The following is a 26,718-nucleotide window of genomic DNA, read 5'->3' as shown; positions in this document are numbered from 1 at the left end:
CCGTGTCAAAAAAAATGAGCGAAATCGCGTATTTTGTTGCCGGTTTGTCTTTGCAGGTGAACATTTTGCTCTCCATTGCGGGTGAAAAACGGGAAGCTGGCAGGGGAAGACGCGTCGCCCGTAACGAAAAGTGTTACAGACTGCTCCGGAAATCGCCAGGTCACTGGACTTGCGTGATCAGGCTTCATACAATCGTGTTATCGTAGTCAGCTACAGGATTTTTTACAGGGCTTGTCAGAATCGTAGCTGGCACATCAACGCCTTGCGATATAGGAGAGGTTATATAAATGTCATTTGAAATGTTCGAAAAACTGGAAGCTAAAGTACAGCAGGCGATTGATACTATCACCCTGTTACAGATGGAAATTGAAGAACTGAAAGAACAAAACAATACGCTGAAACAGGAAGCGTTACAGGTTGCTGGTAACCACGATTCACTTACCCGTGAAAATCAGCAGTTAAAAGAAGAACAACAACAGTGGCAGGAACGCCTGCGTGCACTGCTGGGAAAAATGGATGAGGTTTAATTCTGCTACAGAATTAAACCAGAACCGGGTGCAATAGCACCCGGTTGACTGCCAGAACTACTCTTCGTCGTCGTCGTCGTCTTCTTCTTCGTCTTCATCTTCTTCGAGAGCAAGCGGGTTTTCTGACAGAATGATGCCGGTATTATCGGCATAGAGATAATCACCCGAGAAAAAAGTGACGCCTCCAAAATTAACCCTGATATCACTTTCACCGATGCCTTCCCCTGCGGCACCAACAGGAATGGCGGCCATCGCCTGAATACCGATATCGAGTTCCTCAAGTTCATCAACCTGACGAACTGATCCATACACCACGATACCTTCCCATTCACTCTGTGTTGCCAGTTGCGCCAGTTGGGCGTCAATCAGTGCGCGACGAACAGAACCACCCCCGTCAACGACCAGCACCCGGCCAAGCCCGTTCTCTTCAAGTACGTCGTAAAGCAGGCCATTATCTTCAAAACATTTGACCGTTGTTATCTGACCACCAAAAGACGTGCGTCCACCAAAGTTAGAAAACAAAGGCTCAACTACATTCACTTCTTCATGGTAAATATCACAAAGTTCGGAGGTATCGTATTTCATAGCGGTATCATCTGTTTGCCAGAGGTGGTTAAAGTATATCGCGTTCTTTCCAGGGATAGCAAAAAAGCCTCGATTGCTGTGCTGACTGTGTCGCTGGACGAATGCAAAACAGTCACTTTTATTGCCACTGAGACGCGGAGTCATGGTACCGGAGACAGATTTTTACCACCGGAGTTGAGTTTCGGGAAAAACAGCGATTAGGACGGGGATCAGTCTAGTGAAATACAGGGCAGGGGATATTAATCCTGGTCAAACAAAGCGGTTATCCGGCTGCCTTAACTGAAAGTCAGACAGCCGGAAACCAACAGCAAATGCTCAGTTACAGAATAAAACGACTCAGGTCTTCATCGGCAACCAGTTTGTCCAGGTGGCTGCTGACATAGTCAGCATCGATAGTTACAGACTCTCCGGGACGATCGCTGGCATCGAAGGAAATATCTTCCATCAGTTTTTCCAGCACGGTGTACAGGCGACGTGCCCCGATGTTTTCTGTCGATTCATTTACCTGCCATGCGGCCTCAGCAATCCGGCGAATACCATCTTCGCTGAATTCTACATTGACACCTTCAGTAGCCATTAACGCCTTGTACTGAACAGTCACTGAAGCACTTGGTTCTGTCAGGATACGTTCAAAATCGTTGACCGTCAGCGCCTGTAACTCTACGCGGATTGGTAAACGACCCTGCAGTTCTGGTATCAGGTCTGACGGGCTGGCAATCTGGAATGCGCCGGAAGCGATAAACAGGATATGGTCAGTTTTGACCATGCCATGTTTTGTCGACACCGTACAGCCTTCAACTAATGGCAGTAAATCACGCTGCACACCTTCCCGGGAAACATCCGGGCCAGAAGACTGCCCACGCTTACAGATCTTGTCTATTTCATCAATGAAAACAATACCATGCTGTTCAACAGCTTCGATGGCTTCCTGCTTCAGTTCTTCCGGATTCACCAGTTTGGCTGCTTCTTCTTCGATCAGTAGCTTAAGTGCGTCTTTGATCTTCAGCTTGCGGGCCTTCTGCTTTTGCCCACCCAGATTCTGGAACATGGATTGCAACTGGCTGGTCATTTCTTCCATGCCCGGAGGTGCCATAATTTCGACATCCATAGGGGAAGCTGCCAGATCAATTTCAATTTCTTTGTCATCCAGCTGTCCTTCACGCAATTTCTTGCGGAATGACTGGCGTGCAGCGGAAGGTTCATTGCTGGTTTCTGCCTGACCCCAGTTATTTTTAGCTGGAGGAATCAGTACATCGAGAATACGTTCTTCGGCCTGTTCTTCAGCACGGGACTTATTACGCTCGATGGCCTGGCTGCGGACCATTTTTATTGCTGCATCAGTTAAATCACGGATAATCGAATCCACTTCTTTACCGACATAACCCACTTCGGTGAATTTGGTGGCTTCTACTTTGATAAACGGTGCGTTGGCCAGCTTCGCCAGACGGCGGGCAATTTCTGTTTTACCCACCCCGGTCGGGCCGATCATCAGAATATTTTTCGGAGTCACTTCGTGACGCAGCTCAGCTTCGAGCTGCATCCGACGCCAGCGGTTACGCAGAGCGATAGAAACGGCACGCTTGGCGCCATCCTGACCGATGATGAACTTATTCAGTTCGCTTACTATTTCGCGGGGAGTCATTTCAGACATATTAAAAATCCTTACGTCCTGGACGTCAGTTCTTCGATAGTGACGTTGTGGTTGGTATAAATGCAAATATCACCCGCGATATCCAGCGCTTTTTCGGTAATTTCCCGGGCACTGAGTTCGCTGTTTTCCAGCAGAGCACGCGCTGCTGCCTGTGCATATGGTCCGCCAGACCCGATAGCGATCAAATCATTTTCGGGCTGAATGACATCACCATTACCACTGATAATTAACGAGGCATTCTCGTCAGCAACTGCCAATAGAGCTTCAAGGCGACGTAGCATCCGATCGGTACGCCAGTCTTTTGCCAGCTCTACTGCGGCTTTAACCAGATGTCCCTGATGCATTTCCAGCTTACGTTCAAACAGTTCAAACAGGGTAAAGGCATCCGCAGTACCTCCGGCAAAACCGGCAATGACCTTGTCATTGTACAGACGGCGTACTTTCTTAACGTTACCCTTCATTACTGTATTACCAAGAGTAGCCTGGCCGTCACCGCCAATCACTACCTGGCCATTGCGTCGAACACTTACAATCGTTGTCACGGGCCACCCCTTTTTAGAGAAAGAAAAACACTCCGCGCGGTGCGCGGAGTCACATAAGGGGATATATGGGGCGGGGGGTTAAGGCTTTCAACCCCCCAGGGAGAGAGTTATACAGTTTGTATGACCAGAACTACGGAGTTGTTTAACCACACTGTCAACTTTGGATCGGTCTGAATAAGGCCCGATAACGACACGATTCCAGCCGCCTCCGGTGGTGGTTCGGCTTTCAAAACCTTCAAAAGCCAGAGATGCACGAACCGCCTCAGCCTGTTCACTACCTTTAAATGAACCACACTGGATCATCCAGCGCTTACCGGAAGCCGCGGTAGCCGCTGGCTTAGGTGTCTCGTGGGTAACCGGTGCTGGCTGGCTGGTACGAGGTGCCACAGGCGCCGGAGCCGGAGCCGGAGCCGGGGCAGCAGCAGGATGACGAACCACTGGTTGCTGTGCGGTTTGTTGCTGAGCCTGTTGTTGTCTTTCCAGTCTTTGCTGTCTTTCTGCCTGAAGTTGCTGCTGCCTTTCCGCCTGGCGCTGTTTCTCAGCTTGTTGCTGACGCTCAAGGCGTTGTTGCCTTTCAAGCCGCTGACGTTCAGCTTGTTGGGCCTGCAACAACTGCTGCTGATTATCAGGCTGTTGCTGATAATTCTGCGGCTGTTGATACGTTGGTGGCTGCTGGTAACTTTGCTGTTGTTGATAATTCTGTTGTTGCTGACGGGTGGCTGCCTGCTGGCGTAACGTCTGCTGTTTTTGCGCCGGGGTTTGTTGGTTCCACGGAACTTCATTGAGCTGGATCGGCTGCTGGCGCATGTCGGCGGCCATTTGTTCCAGTAACTGACGTTGTTCATCAGTTAACTGAGTTTGCGATTTGATTTCGCCACCTGCGGAAGGCTCAGTAGGCTGAGGCACTGTTGTCTGGCTGTTTTCCAGCTCTTTGATATATTTCCAGCGCTCTTCTGGTTTTGGAGGTAAACCGTTGCCGGCATTCTTATGCGGCATGACTTCCTGCAACTCTTCTTTTTTATGATGAGCAATAAACCATAAACCACCGATAAACGCGACCAGTACGGCGACGGCCACAACGATCATCAGTTTGGGTAATCCTGAGCTATTTTTGCTCTTCTTGCTCCGTGGAGAGTTCTTTTTGCGCTGCGTCCCTGTTGAACGCCCGCGGCCTACATAGTCTTTTTGTGCCACATTCGTTCCGATAATTTATCAATCAGCCTGGCGGGCGAACCGCCCGGTTATCTATTCAATGGCAATAACTGTTCCAGTTTACTCAAGGGGATGAACTTTGACCAGTAAACTCTGCCTGAGAAAATACCTGAAAATCACCGAAAGTAGAGCTGAGGCTTCTATTTAGCCGGGATTAAGGTTGACTGTCGTACCTGCAGCCTGGCTTCCAGTAAACGGGAACCACCATTAATTCGCTCACCACGGATAATTTCCATTAGTAATGTAGCCGCCTCCCGGCCAATATCAAATCTTGGCTGGGAAATCGTTGTCAGAGGCGGATGGCTGTATTGTGCCGCGTCAATATCATCAAAACCAATCACCGACAGCTGTTGCGGAACTCTGATGCCCATTTTTGCAGCCTGATGTAATACGCCAAGTGCCATCCGGTCATTATGGCAAAAGACAGCCTCAGGAGGAGAAGATAACTTCATCAGGCGGGTCAGGGCTTCAGCACCAGAATCGAAAGAGAAATCACCACGCTCCAGGTAATGAGGATTAATTTCTATATTATGGCGCTGTAGTGCCTGGATATATCCCTGACGCCGGTAACGGCAGTGAGAAATAGTATCAGGACCTGTAATACAGGCTATCCGGTTCAATCCGGTATCCAGCAGATAATTCACCGCGTTAAAAGCAGATGTCAGGTTGTCGATATGTACCGTTGGGTATTCAAGATCAGCTGAGAATTCGTTTGCCATAACCAGCGGTGGTAACTGATCCCGGTGAACCAGTTCCTGTAAAGGCGGGACCTGTGACCCCAGTAATAACAGCCCGTCTATCTGACGGGTCAGAATCCGGTCCAGAAAACCGACTTCCTGCATATCCTGATGCGCACAATCGCCAATTAATACCAGATATCCTTCGGCAGCTGCTGTGACTTCAATGCCCCGAATCATTTCATGGAAAAACGGATCACAAATATCGGGGACCAGGATAAGCAGCGTCTGAGAATCATTTTTGCGCTGATGGCGGGGAAGCAATTCCGGGGCATATCCCAGCTCACTGATAGCCTGCATCACTTTCATGCGGGCCATGGCGGAAACTTTATCCGGAGATGCCAGAGCACGTGATACGGTTGCTGTTGAGACACCTGCTTTTTCGGCAACGTCTTTCATTGTGGCGCGGCCCGGTAGTGAATTCTGTTCCAAGACACAAACTCCGGCATTAAGTTAGTCATTAGCAAGGCGGTGAGCGTACACCACGATATCTCTTATTGTTAGCAGATTATCTGTGGCCGCTGATATCAGATTTGCAATAATCCGGTTATTTAACGCAGTATTTTCGTGTTGTTACGCAAATCAGGCGCGTGATCAGTTCTCAGTGGGATCGATATCCAGCGTCCATTTTACTTTTTTTAGTGCCGGCAGCGTAGAGAACAGCGGCAGAGTATGGCTCAGTATGCGCTGCAGCTGCTTTCTTGATGAGTGCTGCACTAATAATTGCCAGCGCCAGCGCCCATTTCTTTTCGACTGAAGTGCCGGTACCGGCCCCATAATCCAGCAATGTTCATCTTTCAGCGGGCTGGCCTCCAGCAAATTGCGCAGTTGTAACAGAAACTGTTCCGCCTGCTGGTTATCAGAATCTTCAGCCCGGAACAGCGCATGGCTGGAAAACGGCGGCAGGCTAACCTGGCGCCGTTCCTGTAACGTCTCGCTGGCAAAGGAAAAATAGCCTTTGTACAGCAGGGTATGCAATAACGGATGCTCCGGGTGATGAGTTTGCAGTACCACCTCACCTTGCTTTCCGGCTCGTCCTGCCCGTCCGGCTACCTGAACATATAGTTGGGCAAAACGTTCTGCCGCCCGGAAATCAGCGGAAAACAGCGCACCATCGACATCCAGTAGTGCCACCAGGGTGACATCCGGGAAATGGTGCCCTTTGGCCAGCATCTGGGTACCAGCCAGAATTCTCGCACCTCCCTGATGGATATCTTCAAGGTGCTGTTCAAGGGTTCCCTTGCGGCTGGTGGTATCGCGATCAACCCGGGTGATCGGAATAGCAGGAAACAGTGTCTTCAGTTGTTCTTCAAGTTGTTCAGTCCCCATGCCGACGGGCATCAGGTGGGTAGAACCGCACTGCGGGCACTGATATGGCAAAGGACGCTGGCTGTCACAGTGATGGCAACGCAACTGGCGCTGCTGCTGATGAAAGGTATAGTAATGTTCGCAACGCTGGCACTCCGCCAGCCAACCGCAATCATGGCAAAGCAGGGCCGGAGCATATCCGCGTCGGTTCAGAAACAAAAGAACCTGATTATTCGCCTGGAGATGCTGGCGCATTTTATTGATAAGTAAAGGTGAGAGCCCGGACTGCAAACGGACACCTTTCAGATCGATAATTTGTTGTAACGCAGGTCGGGCATTGCCGGCTCGTTTCGTCAGGGTCAACTGGCGATATTTGCCGGTACTGACATTATGCAAGGTTTCCAGCGCAGGGGTGGCCGATCCCAGTACGATCGGGATATTTTCCTGGTGTGCCCGGAACACTGCCAGATCACGGGCATGATAACGCCACCCTTCCTGCTGTTTATAGGAGCTGTCATGCTCTTCATCAATAATGATAATGCCGGGTCTGGCCAGTGGGGTAAACAGTGCTGAGCGGGTACCAATTACAATCGCAGATTCGCCTCTGCTGGCCCGCAACCAGACATTTAGCCTTTCACTGTCGTTCAGTGCAGAATGCAGCACATCGACCGGAGCGTTAAAACGTTCCCGAAAACGGGCAATGGTTTGTGGTGTCAGACCAATTTCCGGCACCAGCACTAATGCCTGCCGACCTTCAGCCAGAATGTTTTCCAGTACACTGAGATAAACTTCAGTTTTCCCTGAACCGGTAATTCCTGCCAGCAGCCAGGCTGCGTACTGATTATCCAGACTGCGGATGGCACCTACAGCTGTAGCCTGTTCGGTGTTCAGTCGCAAACGTTCCCCCTTAACCCGGTATTCGGCACGCCAGTCGGTTAGCGGGGGTTGGATTTCTGTTAGTTCACAGATCCCTTTTTTGCGTAATGCCTGCAGGACAGCATCGTTCAGATCATGCTGACTAAGTTCATGGCGTTGCAGAGGGGCATGACGTAATGCGGCAAGTGCCCGTTGCTGTTTCTCTGACCGTTTCAGGGATTCAGGTGAAGTAGATAGTCCCTGTTCAGTAACAGACCATTGCCATATGGAGGGCGGCTGCGCAGGACGCCCCTGACGAAGCAGAACCGGTAATGCATGAAAAAAGACTTCTCCCGGCGGGTAATGATAGTAATCCGCAGCCCAGTTAAGCAGTTTCCACAATGAATCAGGGAACAGAGTTTCCCAGTCAATGACAGCATCAATGGCTTTCAGTTGTGTCTCTGACAACTCACTATGTGCGGTAATGGAATGCACAATTCCCGTCATTTTTCGGGGACCAAAGGGCACACTGACTCTGCTGCCGGTGACAGGCACTTCGCCTTCGGGGGCGAGATAATCAAACAGTTTCGGCAGAGGAACAGGCAGTGCAACCTTAATGACGGGCATTCAGTAACTCCGGAGGGTAAAAAGCGTAGTGTACACGGTGGAGCTCATCACTGACATGGTGAATTTATTTGCATCATGGCAGTGGGGTTCTGTATAATATAGCGCCTCTGTTGCCGTGAGTGGCAGCAGAGAAACGAAAAATTCTTTTAACCGCGTGTGGTGCTGTGCAGGTTCGCCTGGCACGGAGAGCGACACGGCCTTTTACAGAGGTTCTCCCATGAAACAAGGTATTCACCCGGAATATAAAGCTGTAACCATTACCTGCTCTTGCGGTAACGTTATCAACACCCACTCTACCGTTGGTCACGATGTGAACCTGGACGTATGTGGTAAATGCCACCCGTTCTATACTGGTAAACAACGTGTTGTTGACACCGGTGGTCGTGTTGAGCGTTTCAACAAACGTTTCAGCATCCCGGGTTCAAAATAAGTTTCCCACAGACGAGTCTGCGGATTCGGATGTAAAAAAACCCGGCATGGCCGGGTTTTTTTTACGTTTTTTTACCTGGAAGAACAACCGTTCTGGCCAGTTTTACGCAATCAGTATTCCCATTTGTCCGGATCAATGCCCATCTCGCGCATGATAACCTTCGCCTCTTCAGGGATCTCATCACTACGCTCTTTCCGCAAATCGTTATCATCCGGTAAAGGTTGTCCGGTAAAGGCATGCAAAAAGGCTTCACACAACAGTTCACTGTTGGTGGCATGACGCAGGTTGTTCACCTGGCGGCGCGTCCGCTCATCAGTCAGAATTTTCAGAACTTTCAGAGGGATAGAGACAGTAATTTTTTTTACCTGCTCACTTTTTTTGCCATGCTCAGCATAAGGGCTGATATATTCGGCATTCCATTCAGCCATGGGGTACCTTAATTAATAAAAAGTTAACTTGCCGGGTTCAGCTAATTATGCCAGATATCTGCATTATAGTTTCGTCTCTACCAATAAATGATGATCCAGGCAGTGACAATTATGGCGATATTTGACTTTACTGGGTAATTTTAGCGTTTCTTGCTCTATTGCTCAATCTACACTCACAGACATTTGGATGTCTAGATGTATTGACGTCCAGTTTATGGATGTTATTCTGTGCACCTGTTCCCCCTTCTCAGTGAAAATTAAGTCATGACACATAAGCAAGCGACCATCGCCGTCCGCAGCGGCTTAAATGATGATGAGCAGTATGGCTGTGTAGTACCGCCAATCCATCTTTCCAGTACTTATAACTTTGTGGATTTCAATGAGCCACGAACTCACGATTATTCACGCAGAGGAAATCCGACTCGTGATGTTGTTCAGCAGGCATTGGCTGAGCTGGAAGGCGGAGCAGGAGCAGTTCTGACCAACACCGGGATGTCAGCTATTTTACTGGTGACTACGGTGTTTCTTAAACCCGGTGATCTGCTGATAGCCCCGCATGACTGTTATGGTGGCAGCTATCGCTTGTTTGACAGTCTGAGCAAACGTGGTGCTTTCAGAGTAAAATTTGTTGATCAGGGAGATTCCAGCGCACTGGCAGAAGCTATGGCTGAAGGCCCTAAACTGGTACTGGTCGAAAGCCCGAGCAATCCACTGCTGCGGGTCGTGGATATTGAGAGCATTTGCCGTGCGGCGAAAGCAGCCGGTGCGGTTTCGGTGGTCGATAATACCTTCCTGAGCCCGGTCCTGCAGAATCCTCTGGCACTCGGTGCAGATCTGGTGGTGCACTCCTGTACTAAATATCTGAACGGGCATTCCGATGTCGTGGCCGGTACGGTTATCGCAAAAGATCCAGAGCTGGTCACCGAACTGAAATGGTGGGCGAACAATATCGGGGTGACCGGTGCCGCGTTTGACAGTTACCTGTTACTGCGTGGACTGCGTACTCTGGGGCCGAGAATGGCGGCAGCACAACGCAATGCACTGGCGATTGTGGAAGCGCTGAAAAAGCAGCCATTAGTGAAAAAATTGTACCATCCTTCATTACCTGAAAATTCAGGCCATGAATTTGCCCGGCGTCAACAGCGTGGCTATGGGGCAATGTTAAGCTTTGAGCTTGATGGCGACGAGCAGACCGTCAGAACCTTCCTTAAAGCCTTATCATTATTTACGCTGGCAGAATCGCTTGGTGGCGTGGAGAGCCTGATTTCACATACGGCTACCATGACACATGCAGGAATGTCTCCGGAAGCACGGGCTGCAGCCGGAATTTCTGATACATTATTACGGGTATCAGTAGGTATAGAAGACCATGAAGATTTAGTTGCCGACCTGGAAAATGCATTTCGGGTCGCAGCGAAGGGGTAAGCATGACAATTTCATCAGACTGTGTAGCGCCCGAAGTAAGGCAACTGCATAAATTCGGGGGCAGCAGCCTGGCAGACGCACGATGCTATCAGCGAGTGGCAGGGATTATGGCTGAGTATAGCCAGCCTGGCGATTTGATGGTGGTTTCTGCCGCAGGAAGTACAACCAACCAACTGATTAGCTGGCTGAAGCTGAGCCAGACTGATCGGCTATCTGCTCATCAGGTGCAGCAGAACCTGCGTCGTTTCCAGACAAGTCTGATGAGTAGTTTGCTACCTGCAGCACTGGCTGACGAGTTAATTCAGGAATTTGTTCACGAGCTGGAACGTCTGGCCGTGTTACTGGACAGTACTATCACCGACGCCGTGTATGCAGAAGTCGTCGGGCATGGAGAGATCTGGTCAGCCAGACTGATGGCTGCACTATTGTCTCAGCAGGATATTGCTGCCAGCTGGCTCGACGCCCGTGAGTTTCTTTGTGCTGAGCGTGCCGCTCAGCCGGAAGTGATAGAAACGGAATCCAGACAGCGGCTACAGTCTTTGCTGGCAGAGAGACACGGACAGCGGATCGTTATCACCGGTTTTATTGCCCGGAATCTGGCGGGAGAAACGGTGCTGCTGGGACGTAATGGTTCTGACTATTCTGCGACACAAATTGGCGCACTGGCGGGTGCAGGCCGTGTCACTATCTGGAGTGATGTCGCCGGGGTGTACAGTGCTGACCCACGTAAAGTTTCTGATGCCTGTCTGCTGCCGTTACTGAGGCTGGATGAAGCCAGTGAGCTTGCACGTCTGGCAGCTCCGGTTTTACATACCCGCACGTTACAACCGGTATCCGCCAGCGATATTGAATTGCAGTTACGCTGCAGCTATCAGCCGGATGTCGGATCTACACGTATTGAACGGGTTCTTGCCTCAGGTACCGGTGCCAGGATTGTCACCAGCCATGATGACGTTTGTCTGATCGAAATTGAGATATCCAAACAGCAGGATTTTGCGGTCCTGAAGAAAGAGACCGAGCAATTGCTGGGGCGCGCACAACTACGCCCTCTGGCAACCGGCGCTCATCCGGATCGCTACCTGCTGCAGTTATGCTATACCGCCGAAGTCGTAGACAGTGCACTGGCACTGCTACAAAGCAGCGGACTGCCGGTAAATGTCCGTTTGCGTAATGGTCTGGCGCTGGTGGCGATGGTAGGGGCAGGGGTTGCCCGCAACCCGTTGCATGCACATCGCTTCTGGCAACAGATCAAAGATCAGCCTGTAGAATTCGTCTGGCAGTCTGAGCAGAATATTAGCATGGTCGCGGTACTCCGCTCCGGACCTACGCAGCAACTGGTTCAGGGTTTACATCATTCGCTGTTCCGCGCTGAAAAGCGCATCGGACTGGTACTGTTTGGCAAAGGTAATATTGGTTCGCGCTGGCTGGAATTGTTCGCCAGAGAACAGGAAAATCTGTCAGACCGTAGCGGATTTGAGTTTGTACTGGCTGGTGTCGCGGATAGTCAAAAAAGCCTGCTGAATTACGAAGGGCTGGATGCCAGCCGTACTCTGGCATTTTTTGAAGATGAATCCGAATTTCGTGATCAGGAATCATTGTTCCTGTGGATGCGGGATCATCCGTTTGATGATCTGGTGGTACTGGATGTCACCGCAGATAGCCGTATTGCCGGGCTGTATCTGGATTTTGCCAGTTACGGTTTCCACGTGATCAGTGCCAATAAAATCGCAGGCTCATCAGACAGCGCCCACTGGCGTCAGATTCGTGATGCATTCACCCGTACCGGGCGTTACTGGTTATATAACGCTACCGTAGGAGCTGGTTTGCCGATCAATTATGCTGTGCGTGATTTGCGTGACAGTGGTGATTCTATTTTATCGATCAGTGGTATTTTCTCCGGAACCTTATCCTGGCTGTTCCTGCAGTATGACGGTACGGTGCCTTTTACCGAATTAGTAGATCAAGCCTGGCAACAGGGGCTCACAGAACCGGACCCGCGTGTAGACCTTTCGGGTCAGGATGTGATGCGCAAGCTGGTTATCCTGGCGAGGGAAGCCGGTTACGATATTGAGCCTCATCAGGTGCGGGTTGAATCGCTGGTGCCGGAAGATTGTGCCGAAGAGTCGATTGACCACTTTTTTGAAAATGCCGATCTGCTGAATGAGCAGATGCTACAGCGCTATGAGGCTGCCAGTGAAATGGGGCTGGTGCTGCGTTATGTCGCGCGTTTTGATGCCAGTGGTAAAGCCAGAGTCGGTGTTGAAGCGGTGCGCGCCGATCATCCTCTGGCCGCTTTGTTGCCTTGTGATAACGTATTTGCGATTGAAAGTCGCTGGTACAGAGATAATCCTCTGATTATCCGCGGACCCGGGGCTGGCAGAGATGTTACTGCCGGAGCAATTCAGTCAGATCTTAACCGTCTGGCACAGCTGCTGTAATTCTGCCGGGCAGGGGTTCTCTCTGCCCGGATCTCCTCTGTTAACTCCCGTCACTTCCCTGCTTGTTGCTTCGCATCATGCTGTATGAAATTTCATCACTTCGACTTGCCGATAATTCAGTTGACCCTGTAGCTCTGATTCGTCATTTTGACATCTGGACGTCTAAACGTATGGATGTGTAAATGATAATCACAGTGGTGAGTGGCGGGGTAACAGAATGAGTTTCTTTCATGCTAATCAGTACGAAGCACTTAATCAGAGCCTTTCAGAGCTTAATGGCAGGATCCATGTCTCATTTGAGTTTTTCCCGCCACGAACGCAGGAAATGGAAGATATTTTATGGCGTTCCATCGATCGTCTTAGCATCCTGAAACCGCAGTTTGTGTCGGTGACCTATGGTGCTAATTCCGGGGAACGGGAACGTACCCATAACGTTATCAAAGGGATCAAAGAGCGTACCGGCCTGGAAGCCGCTCCTCATCTGACCTGTATCGATGCTGACCGTAATGAATTACAGCTCATTGCCAGAGATTACTGGCAGAATGGCATCCGTCATATTGTGGCACTGCGCGGTGATTTGCCTGACAACAGCGGTAAGCCTGCGATGCATGCCGCCGATCTGGTTGCGCTGCTGAAAGGGGTGGGCGATTTTGATATATCTGTGGCGGCTTACCCGGAAGTTCATCCTGAAGCTAAAAGTGCACAGGCTGATTTACTGAACCTGAAGCGAAAAGTCGAAGCCGGTGCCGATAGGGCAATTACGCAGTTCTTTTTCGATGTAGAAAGCTATCTGAGATTTCGTGATCGTTGTGCGGCGGCGGGGATTGAGGTAGAGATTGTGCCGGGGATTTTACCTGTCAGTAATTTCAGACAGTTGCAGCGATTTTCAGCACTGACTAATGTCCGTGTTCCTCACTGGATGAGTTCTCAGTTTGCGGGACTGGATGACGATGCGGAAACCCGAAAACTGGTAGGGGCTAATATTGCTATGGATATGGTGAAAATATTGTCTCGTGAAGGAGTGAAGGATTTTCACTTCTATACCCTGAACCGGGCTGAGATGAGTTATGCCATTTGCCATACGCTGGGAGTTCGCCCGCAAGGCGTAGCTGCCTGACATCCCGCGATTAAAAAGGGCGCCCGCAGGCGCCCTTCAGTCTTAATTCACGGCAGTCTGTTTAACCGGTGTTACGCATACCGGCGGCAATTCCGGCAATAGTCACCATCAGCGCCTGTTCAACTTCAGGATTAGCGGCCTCTCCGGTAGCTTCCTGGGCACGGGAACGATGCAGTAGTTCTGCCTGCAACACATTCAGTGGGTCGGTATAGACATTACGTAATGCAATCGATTCTGCAATCCACGGCTGGTCAGCCATCAGATGGGCATCATTCGAAATAGTCAGCACGGTTTTAATATCTTCTGCCAGCTGATCCCGTAACTGCTGCCCCAGTGGCCAGAGTGACGAATCTACCAGACGGTGATCATAGTACTCAGCTAACCACAGGTCTGCTTTGGCAAATACCATTTCCAGCATACCGATGCGGGTTGAGAAGAATGGCCAGTCGCGGCACATGGCTTCCAGTTCATCCTGCTGACCTTTCTGAATCGTTTTCTGCAAGGCAGCACCGGCACCCAGCCAGGCGGGCAACATTAAACGGTTCTGTGTCCAGGCGAAAATCCACGGAATAGCGCGTAACGACTCAACACCCCCCGTCGGACGGCGTTTCGCAGGCCTTGAGCCCAGAGGTAATTTCCCCAGCTCCTGTTCAGGAGTCGCTGAACGGAAATAAGGGACAAAACTTGGGTGTTCTCTCACATAACCACGGTACATGGCACAGGAGTCATCAGATAGCTGGTCCATAATCTGGCGCCATTGTGCTTTTGGCTCTGGCGGTGGCAGCAGGTTAGCCTCCAGAATTGCCCCGGTATACAGTGACAGACTGGCAATGGTGACTTCCGGCAGGCCAAACTTAAACCGGATCATCTCGCCCTGCTCTGTGACACGTAACCCGCCTTTCAGGCTACCCGGAGGCTGAGATAGTAATGCCGCATGGGCAGGGGCACCGCCACGGCCAATCGAACCGCCGCGGCCATGGAACAGTGTCAGTGCGATACCGGCTTTTTCGCAGGTTTTGATCAGCGCATCCTGTGCCTGGTACTGAGCCCAGCTGGCTGCCATCACTCCGGCATCTTTTGCTGAGTCAGAATAGCCAATCATCACCATCTGTTTGCCCTGAATAAATCCGCGATACCAGTCGATGCTTAACAGTTGTGTCATTACATCGTTAGCATTGTTCAGATCGTCCAGTGTTTCAAACAACGGAGCAACCGGCAGTGCATAACGAATGCCGGCTTCTTTCAGCAACAAATGGACTGCCAGCACATCAGACGGGGTTTTAGCCATAGAAATGACGTAGGCTGCAATAGAACCTTGTGGCACTTCCGCTGCGACACGGCAGGTTTCCAGTACTTCACGGGTGTCTTCACTCGGTTCCCACTGCTGAGGCAGTAGCGGACGTTTGGAGTTCAGCTCACGGATCAGGAAAGCCTGCTTGTCTGATTCAGACCAGCTTTCATAATCACCTAAACCAAGATAACGGGTGATTTCTGCCAGCGCTTCAGTATGGCGGGTGCTTTCCTGGCGTAAATCGATACGAACCAGAGGAACCCCGAAACATTTGATCCGGCGCAGAGTATCCAGCAACTGCCCGTTAGCGATAATCCCCATGCCGCATTTCTGTAATGACTCATAGATTGCAAACAACGGATCCCAGAGCTGGCTGTTATTCACCAACAGGTCTTTCGGCCGGATCGGGAAATCACCTTTAAGGCGGCGTTCAAGGTAGGTCTGAGTGTTAATCAGCTGGCTACGAATGCGCTTGAGGATCATGCGGTAAGGTTCCAGCGCTTCCGGATCACCACATAATTCTCTCACTTCGTCAGAGCAGACTGACATAGACAGTTCGGAAATCAGTACCCCGATATCCCGTAAAAAAAGATCAGCAGCTTTCCAGCGGCTTAACTGAATCACATGGCGGGTAATCGGCGCTGTAACATTCGGGTTTCCGTCACGGTCACCCCCCATCCATGAGGTAAATTTAACCGGCACAAAATCTACCGGTAACCTGATACCAAAAGTCTCTTCAGCCTGTTCGTTAAGTTCGCGCAGGAAAGCAGGGACACCTTCCCACAGGCTGTTTTCGACCACCGCAAAACCCCACTTGGCTTCATCAACCGGGGTCGGGCGAATTTTACGAATTTCGTCAGTGTGCCAGGCCTGGGCAACCAGCTGACGTAAACGACGCAGAATGCTGTTGCGCTCATAATCTGTCAGGTCGCTGTGATCGAGTTGTTTCAGACAGCTGTTCACTTCAACCAGCTTATGGATCAGTGTGCGACGGGTAATTTCTGTCGGGTGTGCGGTGAGTACCAGCTCAATCGATAAGGCTTCGATGGCCTGAAGAATATCAGCCTCACTCAGCCCTTTTTGCTGTTTTAAACGTTCGAAAGCTTGTTTCAGTAACTCAGGGTTATTTGCCCCTTGTGACTGGTGGGAAATGGTCTGATATTGCTCGGCGACATTGGTCAGATTAAGAAACTGGCTGAACGCTCTGGCGACAGGTAACAACTCTTCATTAGATAAATTTTGCAGGGTAGAAAGCAGTTCCTGGCGATCGGTGTCATTGCCTGCACGGGATGATTTAGACAGTTTTCGTATGGTCTCCACCCGGTCGAGAATATTTTCTCCTAAAGCATCCTTTACAGTATCGCCAAGTAGTTTACCGAGCATACTGACATTACTTCGCATTGCGGAATATTGTTCGTTCATGTGACCCTGACACCCTTTATGGTATTTATTTGAGTTTGTTACCAGTCAAGCATAACCCTGTCTTTTATCTAGCCATGTAACACACGATTCGTCAAATGACTTGATAGTCATCAGGTGCAGTGTAACTTATTGAATTTAATAAAATTTGATATTGACGCTCTTTGATAAGTTATTCTTATTAAAAAGAAAAAACAGCCGGGCATTTAATCAAAGCTACCCGGCATCGGCATTACAGACAGAAATGATGCACAACCCGGTCAATCAACTGGCGGGTAGGCTGAATAAAGGCGGTATCGAGGTACTCGTCCGGCTGGTGGGCCTGCTCTATCGAGCCAGGGCCGAGTACCAGTGTCGGGCAGAGTTGCTGGATAAATGGTGCTTCGGTGCAGTAATTAACAATTTCTGTCTCACAGCCCAGTAGTTTCTCTATCACCTGTACCAGGCCATGATGGCGTGGGCATTCATAGCCCGGAATTGGCGGATGGAGATCACTGATAGTCAGCCGCCCTGGCCAGCGCTCGCTGACAGGTGCCAGACTTTCCAGTAGCAGTTCATGTAAATCATTCAGTTCCAGTCCCGGCAGAGGCCGAAGATCCATATGCAATTCGCAACAGGCACAAATACGGTTAGGTGAGTCACCGCCGTTAATTGCCCCGAAGTTCATCGTTGGATAGGGGATAACGAACCCGTCATGATGATATTTCTCTTTCAGAGTATTGCGCAGCCCGGTCAGATGTGTGATCGCATCATGCATCAGTTCAATGGCATTAATTCCCCGGCCAGGATCACTGGAGTGACCGGATTGCCCCTGAATTCTTATAGCTTTAGACAAGTGACCTTTGTGGGCGCGTACCGGCTTCAGCGAGGTTGGCTCGCCAATAATTGCGCAGTCGGGGCGCAGATGGGTGGTGCGTGAGAAATAGCTGGCACCCGCCATGGTGGTTTCTTCATCGGCAGTGGCCAGGATATACAACGGTTTTTTCAACTGAGTAATATCGATGTCACGCAGCGTGTCGAGAATGAAGGCAAAGAAACCTTTCATATCTGCGGTGCCCAGACCATAAAGCTTATTGTCGCGTTCGGTCAGAGTAAACGGGTCCTGAGACCAACGCCCCTCATCGAACGGCACTGTATCGGTATGACCGGCCAGCATCAGCCCGCCAGTGCCGCTGCCAGCACGGGCTAACAGATTAAATTTATTGCGTGTATCGGGCACAGGCTGGACTTCTGTCTGAAAACCCAGGTCACGAAACCACCCTGCCAGCAGGTTGATTAGAGCCTCATTACTCTGATCTAAGGCACTTTCTGTGGTACTGATCGATGGAGTGGCGATGAGCTGGCGATAAAGCTCGATAAATGGCGGTAATTTTGTCTTCACTGTTGACGGTCCTTGGGTTAGGATGTATCAATATTCATGCACTTATTGTGAATAAAAATACATTATGGCCTTAAGTATGTGAACTGTTTTCGCTCACGAAGGCAATCCGGAAGGGGGCAAATACCCCCTCTGAAATTTAGACTTTACGTAAAAGGTACACAGCCTGATGTTGAATACGCTGATTGTGGGCGCCAGTGGTTACGCTGGTGTTGAACTGGTCACTTACCTGAATCGCCATCCACACATAAACATAACCGGAGTTGCGGTCTCCGCGCAAAGCCCGGATGCCGGAAAATTGTTATCCGATCTGCATCCGCAGCTGAAAGGCGTGGTCGATCTTCGGTTACAGCCGTTAACGGATGTTGCGGTGCTGGCCAAAGATGTCGATGTCGTGTTTCTGGCAACGGCACATGAAGTGAGCCATGATCTGGCACCACAATTCTTAGCAGAAGGCTGTGTGGTTTTTGACCTGTCCGGCGCATGGCGGGTAAAAGATGCCAGCTTCTATACCCGTTATTACGGATTCACCCATCAGTATCCGGAACTGCTGGAAAAAGCAGTTTATGGCCTGGCTGAGTGGCAGAGTGAGAGCCTGCGTAACGCAGACCTGATTGCCGTTCCAGGGTGCTATCCGACAGCCTCGCAGCTGGCACTGAGACCGTTACTGGAAGCAGGATTGCTGAATACCGAACAATGGCCTGTGATTAATGCTACCAGTGGCGTGAGTGGTGCAGGGCGCAAAGCCTCTCTGACCACCAGTTTTTGTGAAGTCAGCCTGCAGCCTTATGGGTTGTTTACACATCGCCATCAACCGGAAATTGCCGCTCATTTAGGCACCGAGGTTATTTTTACCCCACATTTAGGCAATTTCCCACGCGGGATTCTGGCAACCATCACCGGCCGGTTAAACCCGGGAGTTACTGCAGAAGATGTGGCAAAAGCATTCCACGATGCCTATGACGATAAACCGCTGGTCAGATTGTATGACAGTGGTGTGCCTGCTTTGAAATCTGTTGTTGGTTTGCCATTCTGTGATATTGGTTTTGCTGTGCAGGGTGAACATGTGATTGTGGTAAGCGCAGAAGATAACCTGTTAAAAGGGGCCTCTTCTCAGGCCGTGCAGTGTATGAATATACGTTTCGGGTACCCTGAAACACTTTCTCTGATTTAAGTTTGGGTGCAACCATGACAAATCCATTGATCATTAAACTGGGCGGTGTTTTGCTGGATAGCGAAGAAGCCCTGGGCCGTCTGTTTGATGCCTTACTGGCGTATCGTAACAGTCACCAGCGTCCTCTGCTGATTGTCCATGGCGGCGGCTGCCTGGTCGACGAACTGATGAAGAAACTGGCATTGCCGGTCAGTAAGAAAAACGGCTTACGTGTGACCCCGGCAGATCAGATAGACATTATCACCGGAGCACTGGCGGGTACCGCCAACAAAACCTTGTTGGCCTGGGCAAAAAAATATGGCATCAATGCTGTCGGGCTTTCACTGGGCGATGGTGGTATTGTCAATGTTGCACAGTTCGATGAAGAACTGGGGCATGTCGGACAGGCGACACCGGGTAACCCGGCACTGGTAAATACGTTGCTGGATGCAGGTTACCTGCCGGTCGTTAGCTCCATCGGGATTACCGACGACGGTTTGCTGATGAATGTGAATGCCGATCAGGCGGCGACGGCTCTGGCGGCGACGCTGGGAGCATCTCTGGTACTGTTGTCTGATGTCAGCGGTATTCTGGATGGTAAAGGGCAGCGTATTGCCGAAATGACCACTGAAAAGGCGGAAGCTCTGATCGCTCAGGGCATTATTACCGACGGCATGATCGTTAAAGTTCATGCTGCTCTCGATGCAGCAAAAACACTGGGACGTCCGGTAGATATCGCCAGCTGGCGACATGCCGAGCAGCTCCCTGATTTATTTAACGGTGTGTCAATTGGCACCCGGATTCTGGCTTAACGACAAAGACTGATTCAAGGATTATACGATGCAAACTCAAGGCATAAAAAAAATCGTTCTGGCGTACTCCGGTGGACTTGATACCTCCGCGATTATTCCATGGCTGAAAGAGAACTATGGTTGTGAAGTTGTTGCCTTTGTCGCCAACGTGGGCCAGGACCCGGAAGATCTGGTAGGAGTGGAAGGCAAGGCTCTGCAATCCGGCGCTTCTGAGTGTCACATTGTTGATCTGCGTGAAGAGTTCATTAGTGAGTACGTCTACCCGGTACTACAGACAGGAGCTTTGTACGAAGGCACCTACCTGCTGGGTACTTCAATGGCTCGTCCAATTATTGCTAAAGCGCAGGTTGAACTGGCGCTGAAAGTGGGCGCTGATGCGCTGTGTCACGGAGCAACCGGTAAAGGGAATGACCAGGTTCGTTTCGAAAGCACTTATGCCGCGCTGGCACCACAACTGAAAGTGGTTGCGCCATGGCGTGAATGGGATCTCCGTTCCCGTGAAGCTCTGCTGGCTTACCTGAAAGAGCGTAATATCCCGACAACTGCTACGCTGGAAAAAATCTACAGCCGTGATGAGAATGCATGGCATATCTCTACCGAAGGCGGAGTGCTGGAAAGCCCGTGGAATGCACCAAACAAAGATTGCTGGGTCTGGACTGTTGATCCGCTGGAAGCACCAGACCAGCCTGAAGAAGTCTCTGTGACTGTTGAGAAAGGCTGTGTGGTTGCAGTAAATGGCGAAGCTCTCAGCCCGTTTGAATGTCTGAGTAAACTGAACACCCTGGGTGCCAAACATGGTGTAGGTCGTATCGATATCGTCGAAAACCGCCTGGTAGGAATGAAATCCCGTGGTTGCTATGAAACCCCGGGAGGCACCATCATGGTTAATGCTCTGCGTGCTGTAGAGCAGCTGGTATTGGACCGTGACAGTTTCAAATGGCGTGAGCAGCTGGGCCTGGAAATGTCTTATGTTGTGTATGACGGACGCTGGTTCACCCCTATCCGTAAATCACTGCAGGCTTCTGCTGAGTCACTGGCAGAAATCGTTAACGGTGAAGTGGTTCTGCAGCTGTACAAAGGGCAGGTGACTGCAATCCGTAAGAAATCAGCCAACAGTCTGTACTCTGAAGAGTTTGCTACTTTCGGTGAAGATGACGTGTATGACCACCGTCATGCGGGTGGCTTTATCCGTCTGTACTCACTCTCTTCACGTATCCGTGCGCTGAAAGAACAAAAATAAGTTCCGGTAGTGGAAAGAGACCCGAATCAGGGCGGCGATAAGGCCGCCCTGTTTTTAGAATAACCCAGTAGAGGAAGCATCATAATGGCACTGTGGGGTGGACGCTTTACGCAGGCAGCAGACCAGCGTTTTAAACAATTTAATGATTCACTGCGTTTCGATTACCGGCTGGCAGAACAGGATATTACCGGTTCCGTTGCCTGGTCTAAAGCGCTGGTCACGGTAGGTGTGCTGAGTCAGGAAGAGCAGCAACAGCTGGAGCAGGCACTGCATGAACTGCTGAGCGAAGTCCAGGCAAACCCCGAACAGATTTTGCAGAGTGATGCGGAAGATATTCACAGCTGGGTCGAAGGTAAACTGATTGATAAAGTCGGTGCACTGGGCAAAAAGCTGCATACCGGTCGTAGCCGTAATGACCAGGTTGCTACTGATCTGAAACTTTGGTGTAAAGCGACTATCAGCGAGCTTCTGAGTGCTGTTCGTCAGCTGCAATGGGAACTGGTAGCGACCGCTTCAGCGAACCAGAATGCCGTAATGCCAGGTTACACCCATCTGCAGCGGGCACAGCCGGTGACCTTTGCACACTGGTGTCTGGCATATACCGAGATGCTGGCCCGTGATGAAGGCCGCCTGCAGGATGCACTGAAACGTCTGGATGTCAGCCCGCTGGGCTGCGGTGCTCTGGCCGGTACCGCCTATGAAATTGACCGTGAGCAACTGGCCGGCTGGCTCGGATTTGCATCTGCAACCCGTAACAGTCTGGATTCGGTATCTGACCGTGACCATGTGCTGGAACTGTTGTCTGATGCCTCTATCGGAATGGTTCACCTGTCCCGCTTTGCTGAAGATCTGATTTTCTTCAATTCCGGGGAAGCTGGTTTTGTTGAGCTGTCAGACAAGGTCACCTCAGGGTCTTCCCTGATGCCACAGAAGAAGAACCCGGATGCTCTGGAACTGATTCGTGGTAAATGTGGCCGTGTCCAGGGGGCATTAACCGGCATGATGATGACCCTTAAAGGTTTGCCTCTGGCATACAACAAGGACATGCAGGAAGATAAAGAAGGGCTGTTCGATGCGCTGGATACCTGGCTTGACTGCCTGCATATGGCGGGTCTGGTGCTGGACGGTATCCAGGTAAAACGTCCGCGTTGCCAGGAGGCCGCTGAGCAAGGTTATGCTAACTCTACCGAGCTGGCAGACTATCTGGTCGCGAAAGGAGTACCTTTCCGCGAAGCACACCATATTGTGGGTGAGGCTGTCGTGGCTGCTATCAGTAAAGGTGTGGCACTTGAAGCGCTGTCGCTGGATGAGTTACGGGTGTTCAGCCCGATCATCGGTGATGATGTCTATCCGGTACTGTCTTTACAATCCTGCCTGGATAAGCGTAATGCGCGTGGCGGGGTGGCTCCGTCTCAGGTGGCTTTGGCCATCGGTGAAGCAAAACAACGCCTTGCCTGAGCCTTAAAGTAAAACAGCGGACCCGGGTCCGCTGTTTTATTATTACTTACAGAGTGGCGGCGACTCAGCCTCTCAGAAAGTACTGCTCCAGATCATCACTGCCACCAATATGACGTCCACCGATAAACACTTGTGGCACTGTCGCTCTGCCGGTGACGGCTCTCAGGCTCACGGTAGTGGCGTCCTGACCCAGAATAATCTCTTCATACTGAATACCGCGTTCCTGAAGCATCTGTTTTGCCTTAGCACAGAACTGACATCCCGGTTTAGTAAACAGCGATACTGATTCCTGCAGTTTCACGTCCGGAGCCAGGTATTGCAGCATGGTATCGGCATCAGAGACTTCAAACGGGTCGCCTGGTTTGTTAGGTTCTACAAACATTTTCTCTACCACGCCGTTACGTACCAACATGGAGTAGCGCCATGAACGCGCACCAAAGCCGAGATCTTCTTTCTCAACCAGCATATTCATACCACGGGTAAAGTCACCATTCCCGTCGGGAATAAAGGTGATATTTTCGGCATGCTGATCGGCTTTCCATGCATTCATTACGAAAGTATCGTTTACGGAGATACATAAAATATCATCCACGCCGTGCTGTGAGAACACACTGTACAACTCGTTGTAACGTGGCAGGTGGCTGGATGAACAGGTAGGAGTAAATGCACCTGGCAGTGAAAATACGATCACTGTTTTATCTTTAAAAAGGTCAGCAGTGGTGACATCTACCCACTTATCGCCCTGGCGGGTGTGGAATGTAACTTCGGGTACTGAACGGCCTTCATAGTTGTCTGACATAATCGCTCCTGTCCTGCGCTTTTCAGCGCGTTTAAACGGTATTTGTGATTTATTGTGGCTATTATCGCTATCATAACTTGATAGGGCTAATCGTTGATTGCTATGCTATCTATCGCCATGAGCTATCACAGACTGAAGGAATTTAATGAACATTCGCGACCTTGAGTACCTTGTGTCACTGGCAGAACATCGCCATTTCCGACGAGCAGCTGATGCCTGTCACGTAAGTCAGCCAACTCTCAGCGGCCAAATCCGCAAACTGGAAGATGAACTGGGAGTGATGTTACTGGAGCGAACCAGCCGTAAGGTGTTGTTCACTCAGGCCGGCTTATTGCTGGTGGATCAGGCTCGTACTGTGTTACGCGAAGTGAAAGTGCTTAAGGAGATGGCCAGCCAGCAAGGTGAAACCATGTCAGGGCCGCTGCATATTGGTTTAATTCCTACTATCAGCCCTTATTTGCTGCCGCAAATCATCCCAATGTTGCATCAGACGTTCCCGAAACTGGAAATGTATCTGCACGAAGCACAGACTCAGCAACTGCTGGCTCAGCTGGATAGCGGGCAACTCGATTGTGCAATTATGGCGCTGGTGAAAGAAACCGAAGCCTTTATTGAAGTACCGTTATTTGATGAGCCAATGAAGCTGGCAGTCTATTCCGGCCACCCCTGGCATAATCGTGAACGCGTTCCGATGTCTGACTTAGCGGGTGAAAAATTACTGATGCTTCAGGACGGGCATTGTTTGCGTGATCAGGCTCTGGGTTTCTGTTTTTCTGCAGGCGCGGATGAAGATACCCATTTTCGTGCAACCAGCCTGGAAACGCTGCGTAATATGGTCGCAGCAGGCAGTGGTATTACCCTGATGCCTTCCCTGGCGGTGCCTAATGAGCGTGAGAGAGATGGTGTCTGCTATATCACCTGCGATAAACCAGTCCCACAGCGCACTATTGCACTGATTTATCGTCCCGGCTCGCCTCTGCGCAGCCGCTATGAGCAACTGGCAGAGACAATTAGTGCACACATGTTTGCGTCAGGTCAGATCTCAAAATAAGCGGTTGAGACCGTTTAACGCTGCAACCCGATAAGCTTCAGCCATTGTCGGGTAGTTGAAGGTGGTATTTACAAAGTACTCAATGGTATTACCACCGTTCTTCTGTTCCATAATTGCCTGGCCGATATGAATAATTTCGGCTGCACGTTCGCCAAAGCAGTGAATGCCGAGAATCTCTTTAGTTTCACGATGGAACAGAATCTTCAGGCTGCCAACATTCATGCCGACAATCTGTGCCCGCGCCAGATGTTTAAACTGTGCCCGTCCCACTTCATAGGGAACTTTCATTGCGGTGAGCTGCTGTTCTGTTTTACCCACAGAACTGATCTCCGGAATGGTATAAATACCCGTCGGAATATCTTCTACCAGATGAGCAGTTGCCTCGCCCTTGATCAGCGCCTGAGCGGCAATTCTTCCCTGATCATAGGCAGCAGAAGCCAGGCTTGGGTAACCTATCACATCGCCGACCGCATAAATATGCGGCTGTGCGGTCTGGTACATGCTGTTCACTTTGACCAGCCCGCGACTGTCAGCTTCCAGTCCGGCATTTTCCAGCGACAGTGAATCGGTATTACCGGTACGCCCGTTGGCATACAGCAGGCAGTCGGCTTTCATTTTTTTGCCCGATTTCAGGTGGACAATGACGCCATCATCATTGCCTTCCACTTTTTCAAATTCTTCGTTATGACGGATAACCACGCCACTGTTCCAGAAATGATAAGAAAGTGAATCTGACATTTCCTGATCGAGGAAAGCCAGCAGGCGGTCACGGGTGTTGATAAGATCAACTTTTACCCCTAATCCACGGAAAATCGAAGCATATTCACAGCCAATAACTCCTGCGCCATAAATAATGACGTGTGAAGGTTCATGGTGTAAATCGAGAATAGAGTCGGAGTCGTAAATGCGAGGGTGGTTAAAATCAACGGTATCGGGATGGTAAGGACGTGAACCACAGGCAATTACAAATTTCTCTGCAGTCAGTCTTTCACGGGTTCCGTCATGTAGCACTATCTCAATGGTGTTAGCATCAACGAAATGGGCATCGCCCTGGTAAATCTCACAGTGGTTTCGTTCATAAAACCCCTGGCGCATATTTGTCTGCTGTTGAATGACATTTTCTGTGTGTTTCAAAATATCTGAAAATGAAGAGCGTAGCAGGCGGGAATGATCGCTATACAGCGGGTTTTGGTTAAATTCTATAATTCTGCTAACAGCATGCCGCAAAGCTTTTGACGGAATAGTTCCCCAGTGGGTACAACCGCCGCCGATATTATGATAACGCTCAATAACGGCAATATGGGCTCCCTGTTTAACCAGCCCCATAGCAGCACCTTCACCTCCGGGTCCGGAGCCAATCACAATGGCATCGTAATCGTAAGACTTTTGCATACCGGTACGTCCTATTTTTTTAAACATTCTAACAACGGAAATATAACATTTTTACCAAAGCAGCTGAACGCTAATCGTGTTATTTCTTGTTTCTATGTCCGATACACAGGTTAACAGGCGCTCACAAAGTTTGCCCCACTGTACGCTGATATTTTTGATATAGTGCGACTATAAAGTGTAAACAGGCAGAAACGATGGGCGTCAGAGCACAGCAAAAAGAACGTACAAGACGTACTCTTATTGAAGCAGCGTTCAGCCAGTTGAGTGCAGAACGTAGCTTCGCCAGCTTAAGCTTGCGTGAAGTTGCCCGCGAGGCTGGTATCGCACCAACCTCTTTTTACCGGCATTTTAAAGATGTGGATGAACTCGGCCTGACCATGGTCGATGAGAGCGGGCTGATGCTGCGTCAGTTGATGCGCCAGGCCCGGCAGCGGATCGCCAAAGGCGGCAGTATCATCAAAACTTCGGTCTCCACTTTTATGGAATTCATTGGTAACAACCCGAATGCGTTTCGATTATTACTGCGTGAACGTTCAGGAACTTCTGCAGCCTTTCGTGCCGCTGTTGCCAGGGAAATCCAACACTTTATTGCTGAACTTGCTGACTACCTTGAATTAGAAAACCATATGCCCCGCAGTTTTACTGAGGCGCAGGCAGAAGCTATGGTCACCATTGTATTCAGTGCCGGTGCGGAAGCACTGGACGTGGATGCAGAGCAGCGCCGCAAACTGGAAGACCGGCTGGTTCTGCAGTTAAGAATGATTTCGAAAGGTGCTTATTACTGGTATCGCCGCGAGCAGGAGAGGCTGGCGTTAGCCACAGACAAATCAGAACAGTAATCAA

22 protein-coding genes are annotated in these 26,718 nt (G+C 50.3%); 11 read left to right on the top strand and 11 right to left on the bottom strand.

Going from position 1 to position 26,718, the window contains the following annotated elements; all coding sequences use genetic code 11:
• Positions 1-287 precede the first annotated feature (287 nt).
• Positions 288-527, top strand: coding sequence for a cell division protein ZapB (zapB, locus tag A7K98_RS20055; RefSeq protein WP_038015920.1), 240 nt, complete (start codon positions 288-290; stop codon positions 525-527).
• A gap of 57 nt (positions 528-584) precedes the next feature.
• Here zapB and rraA read toward each other — a convergent pair whose 3' ends face one another.
• The 6 genes from rraA to priA all read right to left on the bottom strand — a co-directional run bounded on the left by rraA (position 585) and on the right by priA (position 8,044).
• Positions 585-1,112 carry a ribonuclease E activity regulator RraA gene (rraA, locus tag A7K98_RS20050; protein WP_087490617.1) on the bottom strand — a complete coding sequence of 176 codons (528 nt, stop codon included), beginning with the start codon at positions 1,110-1,112 and terminating at the stop codon, positions 585-587.
• 319 nt (positions 1,113-1,431) lie between these two features.
• Positions 1,432-2,763, bottom strand: a complete 1,332-nt coding sequence (gene hslU / locus A7K98_RS20045; RefSeq protein ID WP_087490119.1) for an HslU--HslV peptidase ATPase subunit — start codon at positions 2,761-2,763, stop codon at positions 1,432-1,434.
• Positions 2,764-2,774: 11 nt separating this feature from the next.
• Entirely contained in the window at positions 2,775-3,305 is a 531-nt protein-coding gene (hslV, locus tag A7K98_RS20040) for an ATP-dependent protease subunit HslV (protein ID WP_087490118.1), read from the bottom strand.
• Between the two features lie 87 nt (positions 3,306-3,392).
• Positions 3,393-4,499, bottom strand: a complete 1,107-nt coding sequence (ftsN, locus tag A7K98_RS20035) for a cell division protein FtsN (RefSeq protein ID WP_087490117.1) — start codon at positions 4,497-4,499, stop codon at positions 3,393-3,395.
• 158 nt (positions 4,500-4,657) lie between these two features.
• Entirely contained in the window at positions 4,658-5,686 is a 1,029-nt protein-coding gene (gene cytR, locus A7K98_RS20030; protein ID WP_407703092.1) for a DNA-binding transcriptional regulator CytR, read from the bottom strand.
• A gap of 162 nt (positions 5,687-5,848) precedes the next feature.
• Positions 5,849-8,044 carry a primosomal protein N' gene (gene priA, locus A7K98_RS20025; RefSeq protein WP_087490116.1) on the bottom strand — a complete coding sequence of 732 codons (2,196 nt, stop codon included), beginning with the start codon at positions 8,042-8,044 and terminating at the stop codon, positions 5,849-5,851.
• Between the two features lie 217 nt (positions 8,045-8,261).
• Between priA and rpmE the strand changes: the two genes are divergently transcribed.
• Positions 8,262-8,474, top strand: a complete 213-nt coding sequence (rpmE, locus tag A7K98_RS20020) for a 50S ribosomal protein L31 (protein WP_038015905.1) — start codon at positions 8,262-8,264, stop codon at positions 8,472-8,474.
• Between the two features lie 110 nt (positions 8,475-8,584).
• Here the strand turns inward: rpmE and metJ are convergent, their stop codons facing one another.
• Positions 8,585-8,902, bottom strand: a complete 318-nt coding sequence (gene metJ / locus A7K98_RS20015) for a met regulon transcriptional regulator MetJ (RefSeq protein WP_087490115.1) — start codon at positions 8,900-8,902, stop codon at positions 8,585-8,587.
• A gap of 264 nt (positions 8,903-9,166) precedes the next feature.
• On the opposite strand from metJ, the gene metB reads away from it, so the two are divergent.
• The 3 genes from metB (at position 9,167) to metF (ending at position 13,882) form a co-directional block, all read left to right on the top strand.
• The gene (gene metB / locus A7K98_RS20010; RefSeq protein WP_087490114.1) at positions 9,167-10,327 is read left to right on the top strand and encodes a cystathionine gamma-synthase; all 1,161 of its coding nucleotides are present in this window, start codon (positions 9,167-9,169) and stop codon (positions 10,325-10,327) included.
• A 2-nt stretch (positions 10,328-10,329) separates the two neighbouring features.
• A complete protein-coding gene (locus A7K98_RS20005) occupies positions 10,330-12,765 on the top strand; it encodes a bifunctional aspartate kinase/homoserine dehydrogenase II (protein WP_087490113.1) in 2,436 nt (811 codons plus the stop codon).
• A 217-nt stretch (positions 12,766-12,982) separates the two neighbouring features.
• Positions 12,983-13,882 carry a methylenetetrahydrofolate reductase gene (metF, locus tag A7K98_RS20000; RefSeq protein ID WP_087490112.1) on the top strand — a complete coding sequence of 300 codons (900 nt, stop codon included), beginning with the start codon at positions 12,983-12,985 and terminating at the stop codon, positions 13,880-13,882.
• A 61-nt stretch (positions 13,883-13,943) separates the two neighbouring features.
• Here metF and ppc read toward each other — a convergent pair whose 3' ends face one another.
• Both ppc and argE read right to left on the bottom strand, forming a co-directional pair.
• Entirely contained in the window at positions 13,944-16,595 is a 2,652-nt protein-coding gene (ppc, locus tag A7K98_RS19995; protein ID WP_087490111.1) for a phosphoenolpyruvate carboxylase, read from the bottom strand.
• A 229-nt stretch (positions 16,596-16,824) separates the two neighbouring features.
• Complete coding sequence (gene argE / locus A7K98_RS19990) at positions 16,825-17,973, bottom strand: acetylornithine deacetylase (RefSeq protein ID WP_087490110.1); 1,149 nt, start codon at positions 17,971-17,973, stop codon at positions 16,825-16,827.
• A 166-nt stretch (positions 17,974-18,139) separates the two neighbouring features.
• On the opposite strand from argE, the gene argC reads away from it, so the two are divergent.
• The 4 genes from argC (at position 18,140) to argH (ending at position 22,633) form a co-directional block, all read left to right on the top strand.
• Positions 18,140-19,144 carry an N-acetyl-gamma-glutamyl-phosphate reductase gene (argC, locus tag A7K98_RS19985; protein ID WP_087490109.1) on the top strand — a complete coding sequence of 335 codons (1,005 nt, stop codon included), beginning with the start codon at positions 18,140-18,142 and terminating at the stop codon, positions 19,142-19,144.
• 14 nt (positions 19,145-19,158) lie between these two features.
• Positions 19,159-19,935 carry an acetylglutamate kinase gene (argB, locus tag A7K98_RS19980; protein WP_087490108.1) on the top strand — a complete coding sequence of 259 codons (777 nt, stop codon included), beginning with the start codon at positions 19,159-19,161 and terminating at the stop codon, positions 19,933-19,935.
• A 28-nt stretch (positions 19,936-19,963) separates the two neighbouring features.
• Positions 19,964-21,175 (top strand): argininosuccinate synthase, encoded by a 1,212-nt coding sequence (locus tag A7K98_RS19975; RefSeq protein ID WP_087490107.1) that lies wholly within the window; start codon positions 19,964-19,966, stop codon positions 21,173-21,175.
• An 84-nt stretch (positions 21,176-21,259) separates the two neighbouring features.
• Entirely contained in the window at positions 21,260-22,633 is a 1,374-nt protein-coding gene (argH, locus tag A7K98_RS19970) for an argininosuccinate lyase (protein ID WP_087490106.1), read from the top strand.
• Positions 22,634-22,697: 64 nt separating this feature from the next.
• Here argH and A7K98_RS19965 read toward each other — a convergent pair whose 3' ends face one another.
• On the bottom strand, positions 22,698-23,432 hold the full coding sequence (locus tag A7K98_RS19965) for a redoxin family protein (protein WP_087490105.1): 735 nt from the start codon (positions 23,430-23,432) through the stop codon (positions 22,698-22,700).
• Positions 23,433-23,577: 145 nt separating this feature from the next.
• On the opposite strand from A7K98_RS19965, the gene oxyR reads away from it, so the two are divergent.
• Positions 23,578-24,483: a DNA-binding transcriptional regulator OxyR gene (oxyR, locus tag A7K98_RS19960; RefSeq protein WP_038015877.1), complete on the top strand. Its 906-nt coding sequence runs from the start codon at positions 23,578-23,580 to the stop codon at positions 24,481-24,483.
• Here the strand turns inward: oxyR and sthA are convergent.
• Positions 24,475-25,875: a Si-specific NAD(P)(+) transhydrogenase gene (gene sthA / locus A7K98_RS19955; protein ID WP_087490615.1), complete on the bottom strand. Its 1,401-nt coding sequence runs from the start codon at positions 25,873-25,875 to the stop codon at positions 24,475-24,477. The genes oxyR and sthA overlap by 9 nt on opposite strands.
• A 194-nt stretch (positions 25,876-26,069) precedes the next feature.
• On the opposite strand from sthA, the gene fabR reads away from it, so the two are divergent.
• The gene (gene fabR, locus A7K98_RS19950) at positions 26,070-26,714 is read left to right on the top strand and encodes an HTH-type transcriptional repressor FabR (RefSeq protein ID WP_038015871.1); all 645 of its coding nucleotides are present in this window, start codon (positions 26,070-26,072) and stop codon (positions 26,712-26,714) included.
• Positions 26,715-26,718: the final 4 nt, after the last annotated feature.

This window comes from Tatumella citrea, assembly GCF_002163585.1.
Classification (GTDB): domain Bacteria; phylum Pseudomonadota; class Gammaproteobacteria; order Enterobacterales; family Enterobacteriaceae; genus Tatumella; species Tatumella citrea.
Note: the sequence above shows the minus strand (reverse complement) of the source record. Positions and strands in the feature narration are given on the sequence as shown.